Raw genomic sequence first — 19,910 nt, forward strand, 5'->3', positions numbered from 1 at the left:
GTTAAACCAAAGACTGGCAATATTTGCTGCCAATCTTTGGTTGATGTAAATTTTAAAGCCAGCCACTATCATATATGTTCATCAACTGTTAACGTGATCAAGCCTAATTCGTTCTTGCTAACATACATAATTGCAACTTAGATAAACACGGGAACATTATCTGAAAGTACCCTGTCCCTTGCAGTTCCATGCTCACTACTGTTAACAGCAGAGAAAAATCCGAGTTGTCTTCCAGCAGAAGTAAAGACGACAGGGTGTTCTGATAAATCTTCCACCATTGATTCTTGCGATACACCCAAGGAATTTCTTGTCTGAAAACCTAAGGAATTAAGCACTTTTGCAGTTGTTTGCTCAACATGTTCGCCGTTCAATTCGTTTTCTGCAGTATTAGAGACAGGCGACACTGTTTCTTGCTGTTTCAAGCGGTATAAATTTGCTAAAACAATAGCAGATTCCAATATCATCAAGGTAACACCCACCGCAGGATGCAGCGCAAAGCCCAATGCAATAAACAATATTGACGTCACGAGCGTGATAGCCGTGTTATAGGTGAAGCTCACGAATAAGTTTTGGAAAATATTTCGGTTTGTTTTGGCAGACACATCAAATGCCGTTGCTAAAGGAAATAATAACCCTTGCTGGATGACTATTCCGGCATGTTGTTCGGTTACTGTATCACCAATATTCGATTTTACAGCAACCCCTATGTCAGCATGCGCAATAGCGGTAAGATCATTAGCGGCATCCCCTACCATAGCAACCTTGTGGCCACGGCGCTGTAATCCCCGAATATAACTTTCTTTTGATATTTCCGATGTTTCACCTGTAGTTGTTACACCTACCGTATTGGCGCAAATGTTATCATTGGAAATTCCCAGCAATGCAGCATATTGTTCTGCAGTTGCTTTATCAGCACCTGTACAAATATGAATTTGTTTCCCCATTGATTTTAATTGCTTAACCGTTGCAATAGCATCTTTACGCAAAGGATCAGTTAGTGCAATTTGCCCTATTACTGTGGACCCCCGCACCATGTATATTGTGCCGTTTTTAACATCATCATAAGGTGCATTGATATGGTTAATTCCATTTGCAAATAACATCTCTTTGTTGCCAACCATAAAGGTCTCACCGCTGATATCTCCCTTAATTCCTGAGTGATGACTTTTATCAACATGAGTTACCTCTAATGATTCATCAATGGTGATCCCCTGCTGCTCTATGTAAGACTTAATCGTTTTTGCTACTGGATGATCAGATTCGCCCTCTAATAATGCAAAAAACTTCAACAATTTTTCATCTTGAATGCTCAGTCTATTAATTGAAATTTCTCCCTCAGTCAGCGTTCCATTTAAATCAAAAACGACGATATCAATGTCGGCTGCTGCCTGCAGCATTTTACCATTTTTGTAATGAACCCCTTTTTCAGAAGCTTTTTTCATACCAATGCGAACAGCCATTGGGGTGATAAGACTCAACGCACAGGGACATGCACTCACCAGGATGGATATGACGCATTGAACTGCCAAAGCCGGAGGGAATAATAACGAGGTAACCACCCCTGCGATTATGGCGATGGCAAGTAATCCTGGAACAAAATATTTCAATATTTTGCTTGCGACCAGTTCAATAGGGGCTTTTTCATCATTCGCCTTGTTAATATTTTTTGCAATTAAGGATAAGTAAGAGTTTTGGTGTGTTTGTGTTACCCGCATTTCCAATGTAGGAATATGGCTTGCTAAACACATACCAGCCTTTACCGCCTCACCAGGAGAAAACTGTTTGAGATAAGGTGAACCATTGATTCTCGTTGTATACAGGAGCGCTGGTTGCGTTAATACTCCATCAACAGGAATGACCTGCCCTTTTTCAATGACAATCATGTCATTAGGAATAAGTTGCTTGACGGAAACTTGCCGGTCTGGGTTGCCTTTTAACAGAACTGTTTCCGGTGCACAGTCACGTACATCCAGCTCTTCGTTAATTTTGTCCAATAAAGTGTGCTCAATGGCTTCACCCAAATGCCAAAAACCTAAAATAAGAGGTGCTGACTCAAGCATCATTGGTAGACCGGGAACAAATAAGCTTGCAATGGAAATCCCAACGAGCGCTAAGGTGCTTATGGTATACAGCATAGGCATTGCCCATCTTTTTTGTACCAATGCTTGCAAGGCAGAATGGTAAACTTTGTATCCTAAATACAATGTCATTAAAGTAGAGAAGCCTGTGATAGCGTAGTAAGCAATCATCGGAATATTAAAACTTGCGACTGAGAGGATTAATAAACCGATACCACATACTATGCCTAAGGCAGCCTTTAGCCAGTGATTTTCATGGTGGTCATGGTGGTCATGGTGGTCATGGTGGTCATGGTGGTCATGGTGGTCATGATGGTCATGATGGTCATGATGGTCATGATGGTCATGATGGTCATGATGGTCATGATGGTCATGATGGTCATGATGGTCATGATGGTCATGATGGTCATGATGGTCATGATGGTCATGATGGTCATGGTGACAGCCCCCGTGCGTGCAATGAAGCTGAGGATATTCTTCTTCCTCAAGTACTTCATGCTCTATTTTTTCAGTGATAGGGATTTGTCTTTCGTGTAAAAATTTAATCCATTTATTCTGTTCATCGATAACATCTTCTTTCGATTCGCATAAAATGCTGATGCTTTTCTCTGAGCTAATCAAATCCAATGATGCGCGAATCAAACCGAATTTTTTGCCCTCATTTAAAATTAATTGATAGTTCTGAATAGCCTCTTCCTGATTAAGAAGATCAAGATGTTCTGAGTTAGCAAGATAAAATCGAAAATACATAAGCGCCATACAATACCTGCATTTATTAGATTTAATGATTAGAAACTAATGCTTTAAGTGCGTATTTGGGGAATAAACTTACCTGTGTGAATAAGTCATATGCAAAAGAGTAGCCATATAAACTTTTTGCAGTTCCAGATCATGAGTTTTTATAAACCAGAATTCTGATTTAAGCGATTTCACTTCCATATAAACTTAGTCGTATCGTTATTAATTTCAGCACTCTTTATCGCTTCATTATTATGACGTCACTTTCCTGCGCCAAAACGCTGACAAACTCGCCACAGGTACTTTTAAACTATCTACACTGCCCCGAAAAAATGGTATAATATAACACTTTAAAAAGTGTTACAATATAACATATTCAAGTGCTCATAAATGTTTATCCGAAGATGATGTAGAGAATTGGTGCAATTATTTTTGAGTATAAATCTGATAAACTAACCGATAGACCTTCAACACATTCATGCAGTTTATGACTGAAAATTTACTAGAGAAAGCTTATAAACATTGTATCGCCCATGGTTACCGATTTACGAATCCAAGAGAACAGGTTCTCAAGATATTAGCAAATGAAACCAAACCGCTGGGGGCTTATGATATTTTGCAAAGATTGTCCAATGAAATTAATAAACCCAATCCCCCTACTGTATATCGTGCTATTCAGTTTTGGCATCAAGAGGGATTTATTCATTGCATTGATAGTCTTAAATCATATGTTGCCTGCTCAAATGGACATCATCTTGGTCAAACTCAGTTTCTTATTTGTAATCAGTGCGATTTCGTTAAAGAGCTTGAAAATATTATTGATTTTACTCCGGTAACAAAATCAGCAAAATCCATTCAATTTTCTATTATGAACTGCACCGTGGAAATTAAAGGGTTATGTGCAAATTGTAATTCATCCTGAGAGCTGGGCATACTTTTCAAGACGTTTTTTCCTCAACTCTTATAAGCATATCTGCTTATGCTCTCTACTTTTTGATTGCCCTTATAGAATTTTGCCACACTTATAGCTCCAAAACTGGTAAGTACTATCTTGGCCCCATTTTGTGCTGACAGGCAAATAAAAATCTTTTAGTAGTAAATATAATTTTTTTGAATTATAATTAACCAATTTGTATGTATGGGCAATCATTATGAATAATCAACACAAAAGACAAAGAATGGATTCACCGCAAGAAAATCCGCTAAGAGCTTTTTTCTCTGAAGAGTTTTTGAAATCAACATTTTTAATAATCCCCCCAACCACCTCTTTAAGTGCTGAAGACATTTTAGGCCCGTTTATTACACCACAGCGCTTTTCTTATCAAAACCAACAATCTTTCCCGCAATATTTTTCCTTGCCTCAATTACAACCCACTTCGATGGCCCAGGAAGCCGCCATACCACAATTTACTTCCGTACCCAGTTTTCCACCATCGCAACATTTAGTGGAATCTGTAAATAATCAACAATCGCAGCAAACTCCTCGTGTTGGAGAAAAACGCAAGCGCGAAGAAACAGGGCAGTCGTTTAGCCAACAACCTCAAGATAAGAATGAATTATATAAACAACGCCTCAAAGATGAATGCACAATGGATTCAGCAAAATACGATGCACAGCAACGTATTCTACAAAATCTGCCGTGTCCTGAAGACCACAGCCCAGAGTTTGCAAACGCAGATTTTCTTTATAAAGAATCTTATAAAAAGTTTTATCAACAATTTGTTAATGATAGAGATAAACTAATTGCCGATAAAGGAGGGCAATTGGCTAGATACCATGTTAAGATAAATAAACCAAAACTTACCAGGGAAGAACTTTCAGAGTTAGGAGAAAAACCTTACGCAGAGGGTTATTTAGCATCTTACAAAAGAGCGATGCAAAGAAAACAGGAAGAAGCAGCCTCCAAAAGGCAACAAACTCAAGCGGCGGCGAGCAACAGTCAAGCAGAACAACAATCAGTAAGAGCCCCGGCAGCGCGCCAAAGCGTTTTACCCCCAACTTTCCAATTTTTCTCCGATCCAATAGCGATGAATACTAATGCCCATCCCCCAAAAACTACAGAATCAGAGAAAAAACACAATACCCCTTAGCTCAAGAAAGTCTTAGGAAAGGTTGGCCGTGCCTCGCGGCCACCTGTTAAATAAAATTTTCTTGAATTCCATAAGCAAAAACAACCAAATTATGTAATCCTATAAGCCTTTGCAAAAATAAATAATTAGAGCTTTGTATAGAAGTTGAAATTAGGTTCTGTCGACATTGATGATTGTGTATAATCTGCGATAGAAATGACATGGTGGTTTTATGCTTACAGATGATGAATGGAACAGGATTAAAGATTGCTTACCAGGTAAGTCGGGGGATCCTGGTCGGAGGGGATCAGACAACCGGCTTTTTGTAGAAGGTATAATGTGGATGGCTCGGAATCGGTTTCGGGCTGGCGGCCGTGTTGATGGCTGCCGGTACGCTGACACTGTTGCGCGTCAAGGGCAACTGAGCAATGGGCAGGCACGACCCGCGACCGTAGCGTGCCTGTCCATCACGAGTTTCTTTGCGGTGCTTAGCGTACGATTTTTTCCGTTTTCTGAGACGACCCCAAATATCTCTCGCCCAAAATGCATTGAAACAAACTTTGCAGAATCATCCCCTTAAAGCGAAGCTCGTTGGTCAAATTGGCCATGAGCTTTTGGAAAAGCTGAAAGCACAAGCGACCGATTATGATGAAGATGCCATACACTATGAAATGCATCTTATCCTGATAGGTACTTTGGCCACTGCATTATGCGTAAGGGGAGATGAGGGCGCGATGGATTTAGCCTGGGATGAATGTGGTCTGCATGAACATTTTGGCGTGCGCAACCAAGCTAATGAAGAGCCTATATGTGCAGATAACCCCGTGTATACTACGATGATTATGGAATATGGAAGCAAATTTTTAAGAAAAGAACTCATATTCAACCCTCCCTTTCCTCAGACTTATCCCGCTTTAGAGCCAACATTTAGATTTATAGAGGACCATTCCTCTTTTTACACTCCCATCCCCTCCACCAGCCCTATACATAACGCCCGGAAAATTGCAGCAATCTTCGATCAAGCGCTTGATTATTTTGATGATTTAGACGAGGGAAAAACCCTTGATGATTTCGTTACCTCACTGCAAGCAATGAAAGAAAAAACGCTTAAAGAATATAATAAAAACAGCGCATTATTTGACTCTAAAAATTGCCTGATGCTTGCAATGAAATCCAAAGACTTGGCAACAAGAGTATATCGCAGAGAAATTAGCAAAGATGATGTCAAACACTTTGATGAAATTGTTACTCCTTTTAAAAGCTCAGTTGTAGGTAAAATTCTCCTCACCCTGATTGCTTCTGTCGCTCTTATTGCTGCGGGGGCAGCGATTGGCTTTGCTGCCGGCGGTATTCCTGGTGTTGCCATTGGCGCTGTAGCCGGGGGCATTACTTCTGCAGTATTGGCAGGCACCCTGTTTTTTACGCACTCTAAAGATCCTCTGAAATCAACAGTACAAAGTGCCAAAAAAATAGAAGAAGAGTATACAAAAAACCAGCATGAAATAATTTATTCATGACTCACTTAAAATATTTTTAGACTGGTAAACCTCTGGTATTGCTGCCCATCTCAAATGCAGCAATACTGCACAATCCCTATAAATTAAGGTCTTATTGTGAATTTATATCAAGAAATTTATGCAGCCTGCAAGGATAAAAATAGCGATTTGCTAAATGCAATGGTCAACAGGCAAATTGAATTGCTTATTCAAACCTCTCTCTCGTTTAATAAAAAACTGCTAGACGCTCCCAAGCCCGCTTCACTCCACTGGACTGCAGCAGCTCAACTTGCCTACGAAGGCGATGAAGAATCACTTGATTTTCTTAAACAATATGACATCGAGCACAGTCAAATTTTTAGAGGTTATGCCAAGCAGAAAAACTATGCAAAAATAGCTAAACGCTCGGATGCCGAATTAAAAGATTGGATTGCTTGTGGATTTGCTGAGGCAGGAGATCATGAGTCTGTTGAATTTTATCGCACTCATTATAAAAGCAATCCTTCCTTGATAGCTTGCGGCTATGTGGAAGGAGGCTATCATTCCGAAGCAGAAGCTTATATCGCTCTACACCATGTTTCACCAAGCCTTTTAGCCAGGAATCATGCCAGGAAGGGGAATGACGAATGGGTCAAACATTATGAAAATAATTATGCAAACCATATTTTTTTGCCGCATATAATCCTCGGTGCATTAGAGGGAAACAATTTTATGCTGGCCGCCCAATATTATGCAAAACAAAAGATTAGCATGCCTGAGTTGGTAAAATTGTATAAACAGGCTCACCCGGATACCAGCGGGGAAGAAGTGAAGGAATTTGAAGAACTAATACAAAGATTTGCCCATCAAGAGCATTCCAGTAAATTCTTTCATAAAAAAACAGATAAAAAACAGGAAGTGGCTTCCTTTCATAATCCAAGTATTATTTAAATATTTACCCCCAATTTTATGCTTATCCACAAATTCTGTGGATAAAGCTGTGGGTATAAATAAATCATTTCAATAATAAAAATTAGAGATAGCCTTAGGGCAATTTCTTTATGTTTACTGTAATTTAGCTAAAATGAACTTCCTGTGTTTACTCGTCTACCTTATGACCCAAATGCATAATACTAATTTGAACATCCTTACCATAGAACAAAATGAAGCTTACCAAATTCTGAAAACTCCGGCAGCAAACGTCCCCTTTCCCTTGCATCATGAAGATAAACAGTTAATCAGGGCGATGAAAAAAAAATTGTATGAACTGGAAGGAGTAGGATTAGCTGCCCCACAAGTGAATATGAGTAAACGCATCATTGCAATTTATATCCCGGAAAACGCCGCACTGCTGCGGGATAATGCAATCCCTTACCCGATGCACATTCTAATTAACCCCACCTACGAACCTATAAACCCTCACGATATTATCCTTGACTATGAAAGTTGCTACTCTGTCTCCAGCCTGGCGGGAAAAGTGCCACGTTTCAAAAAAATTAAGGTACAGTATCAAAATGAAGAAGGCATTTCACAGCAACAAATAGTACAAGGTTTTTACGCACGTGTTTTACAACACGAAATTGATCACGTAAACGGCTTATTGATAACCGATCGCTTAACAGAAGATTGTGTACAAGGCCCTATACCAGACATCATGGCTAAGCGCCGGGCAGAATTATCGGCAGAAAAGAAAATTCTTTTCGATGAACTCATTGCCAGGAAGTTAAAAAAATAAATTATCCATAAGCTGGAATAAATCTACTTACATTTAAATATAATTTGGCGCTCTTGCGGACTAAACTTTCGGTTTAACTTCTGCACCTGAACTTACCTTGCTTGCAATGATTTTTTAATTCCTATTACTGCTACCTCCCGAGCCTGTTTTTTGTTCATGAGCGATTAACCATGCTTTACGTTTAATCCCACCATTGTACCCTGCAAGCTGTCCATTGTTACGCACTATGCGATGACAGGGAATTAAAATGGCAATTTGATTTGTGGCATTCGCATGTGCAACCGCCCGATAAGCTTTCGGCCTTTCCAGCATGAACGCCAATTCGCTGTAACTTTTTAATGTACCATAAGGAATGGAATACAAAACCTGCCAAACCATATTTTGAAAATCACTGCCTGCCAGCAAGAATGGGGTTTTAAACACGCGAAGCTCGCCTGAAAAATAGGCGCTGAGTTCTTGCTGAATAGCTAATAGCGGCGAGGTCATGCCAAATACAAGCTTGGAACGAGTTTGTTGCTGCAAGCGCCGTATTTTATCGGATAAATCAGTGCAATCAACAAACTCCAGAAGATGCAAAAAACTTTCATCCGCTACAGCTAACATGGTTCCAAGAACCGTAGGAATCTCACAATAATAAAGAGTGTACAAATTAACCGTCCTGCTACAATCCCAACCACCTGATGAAACGATTGGTGGCTTTTAAATTAACTTGCGGTTTTTCTTCGAAAAACACGATATGATTTTTAATATCTTCCAGGGAAGAGCCTGAATTTAATTTTACTTCTTTTATCTTACCCAAAGTGACAATATGCATTTCAGTCGCATAATAACCTCGGCGCATTTTAACGACCGGAATAACAAAGTAAATAGAATTTAAACTGCCAAGCCGTTCATATTCCCCACCCTTTGCAATTAAATCTTTGAATTCGGCATTACTCAACGCAACATATTCCATATTATTTATTTGCCGTCTTAACATGCGCGCTAGCGGGGCTTTTGCATGAAACACACGTTCATAGCTGTCCGCTGGCATAACAATAATGGGCTCATGTTCCTCACGTTGATTATTTTTGTTGATATCAGCAAATAAAATATCTTCACGAAAATCAACCGGTTTGATTTCCGGCTTATTTTCCGCAAGCTGAGAATTATGCACAGCAGGACTGCAATTTAGAAATTTTGATTTTGAAAACCAGCGATCGCTTGGATAATAAACTACAAACAAGGAACGATCTTTTATCGTGTTGATAATGGATTTAGCCAAATGCAGCGGTACGGCAGGACATCCCCAGCTTCGCCCCGCCCTGCCGTATTTTTTAATAAAATCTTCTTCCACATACCAGCCACCGTGCATCACCAGGGCCCGATTAGAGGCATTATCATTAAAGTCTTTATCCAAGCCATTTAATTTAAGCGATACCCCTTCGCGCCCATAATAAGCAGCTTCGGTTTTGTAAACACCGATGCTGCTGGTTTTACTGTCGTATTTGTTGGAAAAATATTCCGAGAGTAAGGCACCTGAATTAATCCCATGCGATACATAAGTATGGAATAGTAATTTTTTTTGCTGCAGGTCAAAAATCCACAAGCGTTTTTCACTGGAGGGAAGCGAATAATCGATAATGGTTAACATGTTATTATGAGTAACGTCGTATTCTTTTGTGCATTTTAAAATAGTTAAAACTTTATTAATCAGTGGCGCTTTCAAGGACGCTTCTTTTTCCAGCATGTTTCTAATATCGCTAAACGGTTGGACGCTCATGGCAGGATAAACTTGGCCAGTGCGGATAAGATTATCCATATAAGCTATGGCTTGATTTTCTTGTCGAACGACTTCGGCGGAATCTTTATTCTGAAACGGCAATAGCAAACCGGTCGACAAGACTGCCAAAAGCACCAGCAACTTGAGCATAGCGATTTCCTTGCATGTATTTAATTTTATTCCCTAAAATTAATATAGCTTAAAAACGCATGCGTGTTTTCACCTAAGTTCACATCTGTGTTGCAACGTGAGGCGGATTTCATGCCTTGAATGGGCTTAAATCATGGAAAGTTAAGCTGGAAAATTTTCCAGCTTAACTTTTATGGGAGAAGGGGTTTATTATTGTGAAGGAGTAAGTGATTGACTCTCGTCTTCTTCTTCGCCTTTGACTGGCTGAGTAGCACCAGGATGAGCATTTTCAAGACCCTCCTCGATCTTGCCCACTTGTTTGGCATACTGACTGCCTTTGCCATGCCAAAGCGTGCCAAAGGTTTGAGAAACTGAGCCGGTTTGCTTGTGCGCTATGGCAGTAATAGCAATGGCGGCAATCACCCCAGGAATCACGCCAAGTAAGAAACCACTGATGGTTAAAGCAACGGCAAGAATAACCAGGGCAACTTTTTGACCTCTTTTATCATCCATTAATGCCTGAAATCTCATGCCATCATCTTCAGCTAAATAAGAGTAGAATTCAGCAACTGCCGTCTTAGCATCTTGCTTATTTATCAATTTATTAAGGTGGGTAGCGTGCCCGTGGAGATCTCTTTTTTCTTTCTTGTCTTTTTCCGAGAAACCATTTAAATAGTTTTCTGTTAGCGCTCTAAGTTTTTTAGCCGCTTCCTCAATTGCCTCATTTTCCTTTACGTCTTTTTGTGTATCTTCCAATTCTCCTTGTTGTACCCCAAGTGACTTTAGATTTTGAGGCTGCTGTTTAACGTTGGGTTCTTGTTGCTGCTCCTGCTGTTGATCTTGAATGCTTCCTTGTTGCTGTATCGGATCTTGATTGTCATTAGCCATTATCGCTCTCACATCGATTAAAGTATTGATAATTATAAGCAAGGAATAAATCAAAAGCAAACTGACCAAATGAAAAACATCAACTTCCAGAAATGAATATTTGCCCTGTTGGTGCTATTGTTCTTCTCCCCACAAAGTTAATTGTGTGTATGATTTTTCTTTTTTTGTAAATTTTTGCGTATCTAGCGCTTGCAAAGGGGTTTGGTTTAATTTAAAACGCTTGCAGGCCAGTTTAAAGCGGGTGGCGAGTAAGTTCGCAAACTCACCTTCCCCCCGCATTCTTTTGCCAAAAGTAGCGTCGTAATCCTTGCCGCCACGCATTTGCTGGATAATACTCATCACATGCTCGGCACGCATAGGGAAGTGTTTTTCCAGCCACTCCCTAAATAAAGTTTTTACTTCATAAGGCAAACGGAGCAAGACATAACTTGCATATTTCGCCCCGGCATCGGAGGCGGCGCTTAGAATTTTTTCAACTTCATTATCGGTAATGATGGGGATAACTGGTGCCACCATGACGCGGACAGGAATATTACCCAGGCTTAACTCCTTTACTATCCCTAATCTGGCTTGGGGCGTTGATGTTCTTGGTTCAAGAATAAGTTTAAGTTTTGGCGATAACGAGGTAATGCTGATTGCAACGTGCAGCAAGTTTTCTTTTGCAAGTTCGCTTAATAAATCCATGTCCCGTTCAATGAGTGAATTTTTTGTAATAATGCTGACAGGATGCTTATGGTGATTAAGCACTTCCAGCAACTGCCGCGTAATTTTAAGTTTGCTTTCTATCGGTTGATAGGGATCGGTATTGGCGCCAATGACAATGGGCTTGCATACATAATTGGACTTATTAATTTCCTTTTCAAGCAGTTTATGTGCATTCTCTTTGTAAAAAATTTTTGTCTCAAAATCAATGCCCGGGGATAAATTCACATAAGCATGGCTTGGTCTTGCATAACAGTAAATGCAGCCGTGCTCGCAACCGCGGTATGGATTGATGGACTGCGCAAAGCCAAGATCGGGCGAATCGTTACGGCTAATAATCGATTTGGCCGCTTCCGGAAAAAAAGCAGTTTCAAGCAAGGGCAATGCTTCTTCTGCCAAATCCCATCCATCGTCAAAATCTTCCTGAGTAATGGTTTCAAAGCGGCCAGGCGGGTTGCTGACGGCCCCACGGTTTTTAATATTTTTTGGTTTCATAGGAATAACAACAAGAAACGAACAACGTCAATAAAAATTTTGCATCCTGTGACTGCAGGGGTACTGACTTAAAATCCCTCGCTTACGCTCAAGTTGGCGATCTTCTACGTTGCACCCGATAATTTTATTAACAAAAGCACCCTTGCTTAAGGCAAGGAGTATATTATTTTTAACCTCTCTCATCCATTGTATCGCGCAATAATTTAACAAACCCCAAGGGATGCTTGCTGCTAAACGCAACATGATCACTGTCAATAATTCTTATTGCTGCGGCGGAAGACATGATTACTCATGAGCCTTGCTTATCAAAAGAAAATTAATACAAAGTGGTGCTTGCCATGCAGTGGGAAAAAATGAGGCAAAGGGCGCCTGCATAGCTTTATAGCGGGTTTTAAATCAACCCGATTTGAGCATGCGCAAGGCGCGCTGCCATCCTTGATAGTCACTCTCTATTTTTTCCTTGTTATTTTCAGGCCGCAGTTCCTTTCCCCCGCACCAATTTTGCTGTAATGCTTGCAGGGAATTAAAGACGCCGCAACCAATTCCTGCAAGGATTGCCGCCCCCAACGCGGTGGTTTCGATATCATGAGGTCTTTGTACGGTTAATCCACACTGGGATGCCAAAAACTGCAAGAACCAGTTATTAGCAGCCATTCCCCCATCCACGTGCAATGTTAATAAACCCAAGCTACTGTCGTGCCTCATACAAGCCAAAACTTCCCGAGTTTGATAACACACGCTTTCCAATGCGGCGCGCGCAAAATGTGCAGACCCGCTCGTGCGAGATAAGCCCACAATTAAGGCACCGTTGGTATTTAACCAATGCGGTGCACCCAATCCTGTAAAAGAAGGAACCAGATATACGCCATCATTACCTGCAAGGGAAGCTGCCAAAGCCTCCGTATCACTGGCATGCTTAAATAACTTCAGTTCATCACGAAGCCATTTAACCGTTGTGCCGGCTTGATATAAACTGCCTTCTAACCCATAAATAGTTTGGCCTTGAATACGATAGGCAATGGTGGTAAGCAACTTATGATTAGACGTTACCGGTGTCTCCCCTGTATTCAACAACAAAAATCCGCCCGTACCGAACGTAGCTTTTATCATCCCCTTTTCAAAACAGCGTTGTCCTATTAAGGCGGCTTGTTGATCACCTGCCATGCCAGTAATAGGGATAGCTGCCCCCAACCATTTTGGGTCCATGATGCCAAAATGGGCATCACAAGCATACACATCGGGCAATATACTTAGCGGGATAGCAAATAACTGTAATAATTCCTCATCCCACCGCTGTTCAGTAATATTAAATAATAAAGTGCGGGAAGCATTCGTTATATCTGTAGCATGGCTTTTACCACCGCTAAGGCGCCATAATATGAAACTGTCCATTGTGCCGAAAGCCAGTTGGTTACGCTTGGCCAGTTGCCGGGCTTTCGGGATATGAGCTAATAACCAATGCAATTTCGTTGCTGAAAAATAAGAATCGGGAAATAAACCGGTCTTCCTATTCAGCAACTCGGCGTATTCGGCTAAGGATAAACAAAATTCTTGTGTCCTGCGGTCTTGCCAGACAATCGCACGAGATAAACACTCACCCGTTTCTTTGTCCCAAATGACTGTAGTTTCACGCTGATTGGTTATACCACACGCCAAAATTTCATTACCTGTAACAGCAGCCGTGACATCGCGTATGGCCTTTAATGTCTTCTGCCAGATTTCTTCCGGATCCTGTTCAACCCACCCTGGATGGGGGTAATATTGAGTCAACTGATATTGACTCATATGTAAAAGAATCCCTTCTTCTGAATACAAGGCAGCTCTTGTACTGCTGGTACCTTGATCGATGGCTAAAAGATAACTCATTGATTTTTAATTCCCAATATAATATATGTCTGAATATCTTTCTGCTGCACTGGCTCATTTCAACAGACGATACTGAAATTTAATTATACCTGGCAGAAGGATTTATGTTTTGCCCTGGTTCAAGGGCAAACAGACGCGTTGCGGAAACAAAAATATATTCTGCCTTATAAAAGGCTTTAATTCGAGTGCAATAATCAGGGACTTAAAAAATGGAGCAGCTTTACGATGTGGCCATTATTGGCGGTGGAATTAATGGCTGCGGCTGTGCGGCGGATGCTGCGATGCGGGGCTTATCCGTTTTTCTTTGCGAACAAGATGATCTGGCCGCAAAAACTTCCTCAAGCAGCACCAAACTGATCCATGGCGGCTTACGCTATCTCGAGTATTTTGATTTCAGTTTGGTTAAAAAAGCGCTGGATGAGCGGCAAACTTTGCTGCATATCGCGCCACATCTGGTGCACCCCCTCCCCATCGTTTTGCCTCATAAAAAGCACATGCGCCCAAGTTTAATCCTGCGCGCCGGCCTTTTCTTATATGATCATTTAAGCCGCAAAAACCGCCTGCCTGCCAGCCAATCAGTCCGCCGCAAGCAAAACCCCGAATATTTTGCACCGCTTGCTAAGGAATTAAGCAAAGGCTTTCTTTTCTATGACTGCATTACTGATGATGCCCGGCTGACGGTGGCGAACGCTCTACAAGCTAAACAGCATGGCGCTGCCATTTTAACCCGTACGAAATTGATTGCGGCCGAAGCGTGTGAACAACAATGGCGCCTTACCTTGCAATCCGGCAAAACGACGCCCTTTCAAATCAGGGCAAAAACTGTCATTAATGCTACCGGCCCATGGGCTGAATATGTTAATACCATGTTGCACGTACCTGCAACGTATAATTTAACCCTGGTAAAAGGCAGTCATATCGTTGTGCATAAATTATATGAAGGGCAACATGCTTATATGCTGCAGCATGATGATAAACGAATTGTATTCGTCATCCCCTATCATGGATATACCCTGATTGGCACTACCGATGTTGCCTTTCAGCAAAAACTGGAGGAAGTTCATATTGATGCGGCAGAAATAAATTATTTGCTCACCTTGGTAAATAAATATTTCAGGCAAACTATCGACGAAAAAGACATCATTCATACTTGGAGCGGCATCAGACCACTCTTATCTGCCGAGGGGAAAAGTTTGAAAGCCTTGAGCCGGGATTATGCTTACTCTTATTACAATGCTCCTGCTCCACTAGTCAGCATTTTCGGCGGGAAAATTACCACTTATCGGCGACTGGCAGAGCAAGCGGTGGAGCAGCTACGCACCACTTTTCCCCATTTAAAACCATCCTGCACCCAAGTGACTCCCTTGCCCGGAGCCCGTTTTAAAGAATTGGATTTAAGCCGCTATGAAGCTTATGCGCTCGACAAATATTTCTGGCTTGATGAAAAGATTCTGCATCACTACTTAAAAAATTATGGCACGCGTACAGAGTTATTACTGGCTGATGCACATACCCAATCCGATTTGGGCTTGAAGTTTACGGATACTTTATATCAAATTGAAGTTAATTATTTAATTAATGAAGAATGGGCCCAAACTGCGGAAGACATTTTATGGCGGCGAACCAAGCTCGGATTTGAAGCTAATGCAGAGACGCAACTGGCTTTACACGATTATTTATCTGATAAAAAAACCAGCCATGCGACTTGCAGGCAGTCGGAAATTTCAGCATAACAGCAAGAAAAGCTCCGGCAAGTGAAGATATTGAAATTTATCATCAACAACTATTTTTCAGCCCTGACCCGTTAAAATCTTCCAGGGGTTTATCTACTTGTTCCACTTGGTACAACCGCTCTGATTTATCATAAAAAAATGCGGCGCGGCCGGTAGTCACCTTCGAATAAATCAATTGTATTCCTACTGCTATTCCCAAAGTAAACAAGGCAGCCAGGATATTAATTACTATGGGTTTCCAAAATGTTTCATGCTGACACATGACATCATCTTGACTATGAAGAAGGCATTCAAATTCTTCACGAAATTCAGAAAAAGACTGCTGCGAGGGCGAATTTTTTTCATGGGTAATGATGAATTCGTCAAGTCTTTGCTGCAGATTTTCTGCCAGTTTAATTGCAGTATCTCCCTGATTATCTGCATGTAACCGCACTCCCAAAATTCTTAATTTTTCAAGTTGTTCATGCACCGCTTTTATAGCATTTACAAATTCGGGATGTGTTTGCTGCAATTGTTCAAGAATACGAACCGCCTGTTCGCCAGAATGTACAGAATATAGGTTTTCAAAAGCTTCCGTATAATTTACCGGGATTTTTTTATTTTCTTCTTTTAGCGCAAAAACAATCTGGTTTAATTTAGAGGCCAAATTATATCCAGGAAAACTTGCCTTGGTACTTTGCAACCAGGTAATAAGCTGCGCGCTTTCCCCAGATGCTGCGTAATTTTCAAGGTCTTCATTCAATTTTTGGATGAATTCTTCCCGCCTGACGGCATCAGCATTTAAAAAAAAGTCTTTAAATTTGTATTTTTCTTTTCGTTCATAAAGATATTGCTGAAGTATTTCGTTAAAATTTTCCTTCAGTTTTTCCCTTGAGCCAATGCGATCGGCTAATTCTCCCAGGAAACCTTTTTTGGTATTCACAGTTGCCTGCAAGGAAGAATATTCCTCAGAAAGATTGAGGACACGGGCATTAGTTGCCGCTAATATTTTTTCAATTTCAGCATTAACTGGCTTAAATGTCTCCAATATCCCTGCAATTCTTTTTACAGGAGAGCTGAGAAGACATTCTGTAGCCAGAGTTAATGAGCTTTTGAAAGACTCATGAAAAGCCTTGCTTTCGTTAAATTGCATCGCCAACGCGGCACGTTTCTCTTTAATGGCGAGTGTATAATGATTAATGGTATTCTCTACGCTCTCCAGTATTTGTTTTTGCAGTGAAGCTTCCTGAGCAGCTGCAGATACTGAAAAATTCGTAAAGCTTGATTGATCATGCTCCAAATCAGCCATTTGCCGTAAATCATTTGCCAGAGAAATGGTAAAGTCTTGATATTGATTTTGGTTTTTTTCCAGAATATCCAGAGTATCGCTTGGCGATGTGAGTTGGTTTAGTGTATGAATATTTTCTAAAAAAGACTCCATTTTTGCGGAAATTTGTTTTGTTTTTTCCTGGGTAAATTTAAGCTTTTTCTCGCGTATTTTACTAGCTGCTTTTGTAGTTTGCGCCCTGGAGTTACTTAAAAGATTTTGCAACGTATTTAAATGCAGTGAATAGTGATTTTTGCTAGGAAATTTTTCCACGTCTTCACGCAATGATTGTAATTTATCCTCCAAATTACCCAGTTTCTTTTCAACGGACTCAAAGTCTTGCTTTATAGAAATTTTTTCTGTAGCCAGAGCTTCAATCGGTTGTTCATCCAGTGTTTCCAACCTGGAGATTTTTGTATCTAAATTTTGTATTTCAACGATAAGATGCGAAATATTATCTAAAATCCCAATTTCAGTTTGCGTAAAAACAGCGGCGTTTTCATGATGCTCCAATTCTTCAGCAAAACCTTTGGAGTCTTGGAGTTCAATGCTAATGGCTAAGATTTTTTCTAATAAGTCTTTAAGTTCAAGTAAATTCTCATCTACGTCGGTAAAGCGTAAAAGTAGTTGCCGTAAAAGCTGCCTACTGCGCACATTGGCTTGCAGAATATTTTCTTTACCGACGTAATTTTCGGCCTTTAATTCTCCCAGGTTTTTAGCTATGGCGACATATTCTTGCTTTTTATCGATTAGACGTCTGACAAAGCCAAGAGCTTTTTTAACATCCTCAGTTTGTTGCATGTTTTGTTGGGTAAAAAGGCTGTTAACTTCACCCGGCTTATCTGTGATAAAAATCAAATCGTCTTTTATAACCACAATTAAATTTAAAACTAAATTAATATATTCTTCTTTTTTAATGTTATTTTTTTCTCTTTGTTCTTCCTGCGATTGAATATGAGTTATTTCCCTTTTAATTTGCTCTAATTCTTCAATTTTTTCAGCTTTTATTTCTTGAATTTTACTGGGGTTCAAAGACAGCATACTCTCAGCAAAGAATTTTGATTTTTTTGTTTTATCAAGCTCAATCTCAAGCCCCCGCTTTCTTGACGCAAGTTCCGCGAGTATTTCTTGCAGCTGCTGCATTAAGCTTAACGATTGTTGTTTGTTGCCGCGATAAATTTGTTTAATTTCTTCTATAATATGGGGGCGTGCATTGCCAAGAGCGTCAGGACATTTCTCCCGCTCATCGAAGTTAGCCTGATGTTCTCTTAATTTCAGCAAGTATTTTTCTGCAATGGTGATTTCTTGCCCAATTTGCGTCAATTGCTCTTGTATTGCTTCCAGACTGTGTTCTTTTTTAATTTTTTTCGACATCATTGCAGAAATAAAATGTGTAACGTCCTGAGTATATTCTGCAGTTTCTTGATTATTTTGCTGATGTCTTTTCAATTCTTCCTTATACCATGTTAAAAAAACTGTGTTGCATTCGTTTTTAAGGTCTTCCTTGCGACTTAACCATTTAGTCTTTATCGCCTGTAAAGAATTTTTCTTGGCTGCAGTAATCTCCTGAAGGTATGGGCGCATTTGTATAACGCCAATGTCCTCTCCAATAATTACATCGGGTAAACGTTTTTTAAGGAATCTGACATCGATAGTTTGCGTATCAATAGTTGCAATGGAGCTTTTTAACGCAGAATTTTCTTGCAGGAGGTCTTGAACCGTGTCTTGCTCATAAGCTGTAACCCGGCCATTGATTTTGAGTAGTTCAGCCTCTATTTTTGAATCTTCTTTTTCTGCCTCTTCAATTTGTCTCTTAAGAAACTCTGCCTTTATTTCAAAAGATGAATCACCACTTATAGTTTGTTCACAATGAGCATCAAACAACGACTGAGCCGCGTTTACCACTTCTTTCCCTAAATCGGATTCCTGCTGTAAAAATTTATACAGCAAATCCATTTTTACGAGTTCACTTTGCACATGCACTGTAGAAGCAAAATTTTTATAATATTTAGAAAGCGCTTTCGCCAGACATCGCGCGCCAAACTGAATCAGCTGGGGATAGTAGACTTCTAAATCATGTTCCTCGGTTTGCGAATCAATTAAAATTTTGAAAATATATTTGCTTTCTTCGCTTTCATGGTGCTGAACTTTAATTTTTGGGAAAAATGGTATCTTCGATAAGTCCAGTTCCAGGGACTTTGGATTAAAAAAATCTAAAAGACTTTGTAAATTATCCGGCAAGGATAACAACTCATTTAAGCAGATTATTGCCCACTCATGGGTTAAGGGATGGGTAATCTCAACTGGCAAACAATCCAAGAAATTATTCTTAAAAATTTCCATAAATTGAGCGCAGAGATTTCGTATGTTTTTACCTTCATCAGATGCCTGCAAAATTTCCTGTAAACAATTTTTTAGCTCGTCAGTTTTCTTAAAAACTGCTTCCAAATCGCCTTCAGAAACGTTTTTAAGCTTTACTAAAGCAAGTTGTTTCTTTAGCAATCCGATTAAGGAAGCTTGCATTTCCTGGAGTCTTTTTTCCTTGCTTCCCACCTGGACCACACCTTTTGCTTTTAAGGCTTGTCCCATTATGCCGGCTAAATTTCCCTCCAAAAAGCTGACAAAAATATACTTTGGTGCAACAATATCTTGGCATAAGTTTTGGATATTTTTAAATTCGGAGCGGATTGAATTTAATTGTATGTAACTGGGAATTTTGCCATCACTAAATATAAGCAATTTACTCGTAGCAATGGATAACAGTTTCAGGAAAGCTTGTATTTGCTGCACAGCCCGTTTTTCTTCAGGCGAAATATGAGCCTCATTAGCAACGGGAAGCTCTGCGATCTTGGCTTGCAGATTTTTTAAACGTATCCCCAATTGGCTGTCTTTAAAAGCAGCAAATTTTTTGGTTAATTTTTTGCCCATCAGAAC

General features: G+C 40.2%; 14 protein-coding genes and 1 pseudogene. 7 read left to right on the forward strand and 8 right to left on the reverse strand.

What is annotated here, in order from left to right; all coding sequences use genetic code 11:
* Positions 1-137 precede the first annotated feature (137 nt).
* A complete protein-coding gene (locus tag NKV53_RS03255) occupies positions 138-2,063 on the reverse strand; it encodes a cation-translocating P-type ATPase (RefSeq protein ID WP_253350683.1) in 1,926 nt (641 codons plus the stop codon).
* A gap of 254 nt (positions 2,064-2,317) precedes the next feature.
* Positions 2,318-2,575, reverse strand: coding sequence for a hypothetical protein (locus NKV53_RS03260; RefSeq protein ID WP_253350685.1), 258 nt, complete (start codon positions 2,573-2,575; stop codon positions 2,318-2,320).
* A gap of 728 nt (positions 2,576-3,303) precedes the next feature.
* Here NKV53_RS03260 and NKV53_RS03265 point away from each other — a divergent pair.
* The 6 genes and pseudogenes from NKV53_RS03265 to NKV53_RS03290 all read left to right on the forward strand — a co-directional run bounded on the left by NKV53_RS03265 (position 3,304) and on the right by NKV53_RS03290 (position 8,095).
* Positions 3,304-3,738: a Fur family transcriptional regulator gene (locus tag NKV53_RS03265; RefSeq protein ID WP_126954852.1), complete on the forward strand. Its 435-nt coding sequence runs from the start codon at positions 3,304-3,306 to the stop codon at positions 3,736-3,738.
* 229 nt (positions 3,739-3,967) lie between these two features.
* The gene (locus NKV53_RS03270; protein ID WP_253350687.1) at positions 3,968-4,906 is read left to right on the forward strand and encodes a hypothetical protein; all 939 of its coding nucleotides are present in this window, start codon (positions 3,968-3,970) and stop codon (positions 4,904-4,906) included.
* A 211-nt stretch (positions 4,907-5,117) separates the two neighbouring features.
* Positions 5,118-5,240 (forward strand): annotated as a pseudogene (locus tag NKV53_RS03275) (transposase); the annotation flags it as partial.
* A gap of 193 nt (positions 5,241-5,433) precedes the next feature.
* Positions 5,434-6,402 (forward strand): hypothetical protein, encoded by a 969-nt coding sequence (locus NKV53_RS03280; protein ID WP_126954986.1) that lies wholly within the window; start codon positions 5,434-5,436, stop codon positions 6,400-6,402.
* A gap of 96 nt (positions 6,403-6,498) precedes the next feature.
* Entirely contained in the window at positions 6,499-7,311 is an 813-nt protein-coding gene (locus NKV53_RS03285) for a hypothetical protein (RefSeq protein ID WP_126954985.1), read from the forward strand.
* A gap of 163 nt (positions 7,312-7,474) precedes the next feature.
* Positions 7,475-8,095, forward strand: coding sequence for a peptide deformylase (locus NKV53_RS03290; RefSeq protein ID WP_253350689.1), 621 nt, complete (start codon positions 7,475-7,477; stop codon positions 8,093-8,095).
* 114 nt (positions 8,096-8,209) lie between these two features.
* Here the strand turns inward: NKV53_RS03290 and NKV53_RS03295 are convergent, their stop codons facing one another.
* From NKV53_RS03295 to glpK, 5 genes are all read right to left on the reverse strand, one after another.
* Entirely contained in the window at positions 8,210-8,698 is a 489-nt protein-coding gene (locus NKV53_RS03295) for a methylated-DNA--[protein]-cysteine S-methyltransferase (protein ID WP_126954983.1), read from the reverse strand.
* A 58-nt stretch (positions 8,699-8,756) separates the two neighbouring features.
* Entirely contained in the window at positions 8,757-10,007 is a 1,251-nt protein-coding gene (locus NKV53_RS03300; protein ID WP_126954982.1) for a murein L,D-transpeptidase catalytic domain family protein, read from the reverse strand.
* A gap of 189 nt (positions 10,008-10,196) precedes the next feature.
* Positions 10,197-10,874 (reverse strand): hypothetical protein, encoded by a 678-nt coding sequence (locus tag NKV53_RS03305; protein WP_126954981.1) that lies wholly within the window; start codon positions 10,872-10,874, stop codon positions 10,197-10,199.
* A gap of 114 nt (positions 10,875-10,988) precedes the next feature.
* Positions 10,989-12,071: a PA0069 family radical SAM protein gene (locus tag NKV53_RS03310; RefSeq protein ID WP_126954980.1), complete on the reverse strand. Its 1,083-nt coding sequence runs from the start codon at positions 12,069-12,071 to the stop codon at positions 10,989-10,991.
* A 396-nt stretch (positions 12,072-12,467) separates the two neighbouring features.
* Entirely contained in the window at positions 12,468-13,937 is a 1,470-nt protein-coding gene (glpK, locus tag NKV53_RS03315) for a glycerol kinase GlpK (RefSeq protein WP_253350691.1), read from the reverse strand.
* Between the two features lie 209 nt (positions 13,938-14,146).
* Between glpK and glpD the strand changes: the two genes are divergently transcribed.
* Entirely contained in the window at positions 14,147-15,670 is a 1,524-nt protein-coding gene (gene glpD, locus NKV53_RS03320; protein WP_126954978.1) for a glycerol-3-phosphate dehydrogenase, read from the forward strand.
* 43 nt (positions 15,671-15,713) lie between these two features.
* Here glpD and NKV53_RS03325 read toward each other — a convergent pair whose 3' ends face one another.
* A complete protein-coding gene (locus NKV53_RS03325; RefSeq protein WP_253350692.1) occupies positions 15,714-19,904 on the reverse strand; it encodes a hypothetical protein in 4,191 nt (1,396 codons plus the stop codon).
* Between the last annotated feature and the right edge of the window lie 6 nt (positions 19,905-19,910).

This window comes from Legionella sp. 27cVA30, assembly GCF_024160945.1.
Lineage (GTDB): Bacteria > Pseudomonadota > Gammaproteobacteria > Legionellales > Legionellaceae > Legionella_A > Legionella_A septentrionalis.

Coding starts and splice junctions, on each gene's coding strand:
- NKV53_RS03255 (WP_253350683.1), bottom strand. CDS start 2,063: ATGATGCTTGAGTCAGCACCTCTTATTTTAGGTTTTTGGCATTTGGGT.
- NKV53_RS03260 (WP_253350685.1), bottom strand. CDS start 2,575: ATGAAGTACTTGAGGAAGAAGAATATCCTCAGCTTCATTGCACGCACG.
- NKV53_RS03265 (WP_126954852.1), top strand. CDS start 3,304: ATGACTGAAAATTTACTAGAGAAAGCTTATAAACATTGTATCGCCCAT.
- NKV53_RS03270 (WP_253350687.1), top strand. CDS start 3,968: ATGAATAATCAACACAAAAGACAAAGAATGGATTCACCGCAAGAAAAT.
- NKV53_RS03290 (WP_253350689.1), top strand. CDS start 7,475: ATGACCCAAATGCATAATACTAATTTGAACATCCTTACCATAGAACAA.
- NKV53_RS03295 (WP_126954983.1), bottom strand. CDS start 8,698: ATGTTAGCTGTAGCGGATGAAAGTTTTTTGCATCTTCTGGAGTTTGTT.
- NKV53_RS03300 (WP_126954982.1), bottom strand. CDS start 10,007: ATGCTCAAGTTGCTGGTGCTTTTGGCAGTCTTGTCGACCGGTTTGCTA.
- NKV53_RS03305 (WP_126954981.1), bottom strand. CDS start 10,874: ATGGCTAATGACAATCAAGATCCGATACAGCAACAAGGAAGCATTCAA.
- NKV53_RS03310 (WP_126954980.1), bottom strand. CDS start 12,071: ATGAAACCAAAAAATATTAAAAACCGTGGGGCCGTCAGCAACCCGCCT.
- glpK (WP_253350691.1), bottom strand. CDS start 13,937: ATGAGTTATCTTTTAGCCATCGATCAAGGTACCAGCAGTACAAGAGCT.
- glpD (WP_126954978.1), top strand. CDS start 14,147: ATGGAGCAGCTTTACGATGTGGCCATTATTGGCGGTGGAATTAATGGC.
- NKV53_RS03325 (WP_253350692.1), bottom strand. CDS start 19,904: ATGGGCAAAAAATTAACCAAAAAATTTGCTGCTTTTAAAGACAGCCAA.